4 protein-coding genes and 2 pseudogenes are annotated in these 2,162 nt (G+C 64.6%); all 6 read left to right on the top strand.

Going from position 1 to position 2,162, the window contains the following annotated elements:
- The first annotated feature begins 103 nt into the window (after positions 1-103).
- The 6 genes and pseudogenes from L0D17_RS12970 (at position 104) to L0D17_RS12945 (ending at position 1,944) form a co-directional block, all read left to right on the top strand.
- Positions 104-268 carry a hypothetical protein gene (locus L0D17_RS12970; protein WP_243095674.1) on the top strand — a complete coding sequence of 55 codons (165 nt, stop codon included), beginning with the start codon at positions 104-106 and terminating at the stop codon, positions 266-268.
- 56 nt (positions 269-324) lie between these two features.
- The gene (locus tag L0D17_RS12965) at positions 325-492 is read left to right on the top strand and encodes a hypothetical protein (RefSeq protein ID WP_243095673.1); all 168 of its coding nucleotides are present in this window, start codon (positions 325-327) and stop codon (positions 490-492) included.
- A 15-nt stretch (positions 493-507) separates the two neighbouring features.
- Positions 508-606: pseudogene (locus tag L0D17_RS12960) on the top strand (IS5/IS1182 family transposase); the annotation flags it as partial.
- 92 nt (positions 607-698) lie between these two features.
- A pseudogene (locus L0D17_RS12955) lies at positions 699-926 on the top strand (helix-turn-helix domain-containing protein); the annotation flags it as partial.
- Positions 927-986: 60 nt separating this feature from the next.
- Positions 987-1,268 carry a transposase gene (locus L0D17_RS12950; protein WP_243095672.1) on the top strand — a complete coding sequence of 94 codons (282 nt, stop codon included), beginning with the start codon at positions 987-989 and terminating at the stop codon, positions 1,266-1,268.
- Positions 1,269-1,299: 31 nt separating this feature from the next.
- Complete coding sequence (locus L0D17_RS12945; RefSeq protein ID WP_243095671.1) at positions 1,300-1,944, top strand: IS3 family transposase; 645 nt, start codon at positions 1,300-1,302, stop codon at positions 1,942-1,944.
- The last annotated feature ends 218 nt before the right edge of the window (positions 1,945-2,162 follow it).

Below are 2,162 nucleotides of genomic sequence, written 5' to 3'. Positions count from 1 at the left end.
AACTCTTGAAGCAGGCTAAGGGAGGGCGAGGAAGGAGTTTTGGGTAAAGCCCTGCTTCTGGGCTTGCTTTGCAAACTTCGTCTACGGTATACATCCTAGCGCCATGGGCAAGCGCGGCTTTCTCCGGCGAGAACCGAGTCCCAAAGAGGTCCTCACCCACTGCCTCCGCCTCGCCCAGGAAGTCGCCCCTCCCACCCCCACGGGCCATAGGGGCAGACCCTGGCGCTACCCCCACGCCCTCCTCCTAGGCAAGCTACGCTTCGCGTGACCTGCGCCTTCTAGGGGCTCACCTACCGCCGGACCGAGGCCCTCCTGCAAGACCTGATGGAAGACCCTTTCCCCTCCCACCCGTCCCTGGCCCGCTACGCCCTCCACCACCTGGACCCAAGCCTCCTGCAAGACCTCCTCCAGCGCCTGGCCCGGGAGGTGGAGGCCTACCTCTCACACCGAGACCCCGACCCCCCCTTTACCTCATGGACACCACCGGCCTGAGCTACCGGAGGGAAGACGGCGATGGCGCGGGCGTTCTTGGAGCTTTTGGCCTATGGCCTCAGGGTTCTCTTTTCCCTCCTCCCCCCTCCGCCGGGGTATAAGGCGATTTACTAGGCAAGCCCCCCTTTGCTGTACCCGGCCCTACACATGTGAGACGGGAGACATAAAAATGGGGGAACCACTCCACGGAAGAGGAGGTTCCCCTGATGCAGCTTACCACCGTTGGCCGAGAGATATGGCGAGGCGCTAGGCAGGCCCAAGCGCTAGAGGAGGCGGGGGCGGGGGACGAAGAGGTCCAGGGACGGCTACACAAGCTCAAGCTGGTGCGAGCCCTGCGCAAAGGCAAAGCCACCTGGGAGGAGATCCAGGGCCTGGTGGGGATCAGCCGGGCCACCTACTACCGGTGGGAAAAGAGGCTGCGGGAAGGGGGGATATGCAACCCCTAGACTAGACGGCAAGCGCATGGCAGGATTGGCACACAAGAGGAGGACAAGGTGAAGAAGCTTAAGGTTATCCCCCCACAGGTGAAGTTCCAAGCCGCCCTGGAGGCGGTCAAGGGGGAAAAAAGCCTGGTGGAGATCGCCCGCGCCTACGGCGTGCACCCCAACACCGTGGTGAAGTGGAAGTCGGAGCTCATGGAAAAGGGGCCCTCCCTCTTCGCCGGCGACACCCAGGAAAGGGAACTGGAGAAAAAGGTCCGGCAGCTGGAGCAGCTCATCGGAAAGAAGGAAGTAGAAATCGCCCTCCTAAAAAAGCCGAACCTACGCTTCGCGTGACCCTCGGGCAGGGGAGGTAAAGGGGATGCCCTTGGGCGAGCGCGTGGAACTGGCCCGCCAAGCCCTCGCCCAAGGGCTGGCTCCCCTGCCCATCGTCCTACGGGCCTTGGAGATTCCCCGGGCTACCTGGTACTACTACGGGCGGCAGAAGGCGGAAGCGGACCGCAAGCGCCAGGCGGAGGAGGCCAAGGCCAAGGCCCTCCTGGAGGAGGTGTTGCGGGAGCACCCCGAGTACGGGTACCGCCGGATAGACCGGGAGCTGCGGCGCCGAGGGGTGGTGATGAACCCCAAGCGGATCCGGGGGCTGCTTCACGACTTCGGGCTTTCCCTGAAGCGGGCGGTGCGCAAGCCCAAGCCGAACCCCCTTTGGGAGATCGTGGTCTTGGCGGGGGAGCGGGCGGACCTGAGGGCGGCGTACCTGCGGGAGGGGGAGCCGGAGCCCTTTGCCCTGCTGTACACGGACTTTAGCCTGATTCCCTACGCTGGGGGTAAGGGGAAGGCGTGGTTCATGCCGATTTTGGACCACGCCACGCGGATGGTGGTGGCCTGGGGTCTGGGTTCCTCGCCCACGGTGGAGCTGGCCTTGGGGGTGTGGGAGCGGGCCAAGGGGTGGATCCAGGGGGTGAAGGGGGAGCTGCCCCGGGGCATGGTGCACCACGACCAAGGGGGGAGCTGAGGGGGGTGATTGCGGAGCGGCTGCGGTACTACCACCAGAAGGTTGCACTCGGGGCTGGGGTACAGGACGCCTCAGGAGGCTTTAGTGGAAGCCTTGGGGAGGGGGGTGGGAGGCTTCACACAGGAGACAGGGTAGGAGTGTCTAAGGTAAAGGGCTCGGATCAATCTGGGTGAGGTTGCGGAAGGAGGGGTTTGGGGTAAGCGAGCGGACCGTGGGGC

The sequence above is a fragment of the Thermus thalpophilus genome (assembly GCF_022760915.1).
Taxonomy (GTDB): domain Bacteria; phylum Deinococcota; class Deinococci; order Deinococcales; family Thermaceae; genus Thermus; species Thermus thalpophilus.
The sequence above is the reverse complement of the archived record's forward strand: the minus strand, read 5'-3'. Positions and strand labels throughout refer to the sequence as shown.

What these genes read in the sequence shown, in the direction of transcription:
- L0D17_RS12970 (WP_243095674.1), top strand. Translation starts at nt 104, where the DNA reads ATGGGCAAGCGCGGCTTTCTCCGGCGAGAACCGAGTCCCAAAGAGGTC.
- L0D17_RS12965 (WP_243095673.1), top strand. Translation starts at nt 325, where the DNA reads ATGGAAGACCCTTTCCCCTCCCACCCGTCCCTGGCCCGCTACGCCCTC.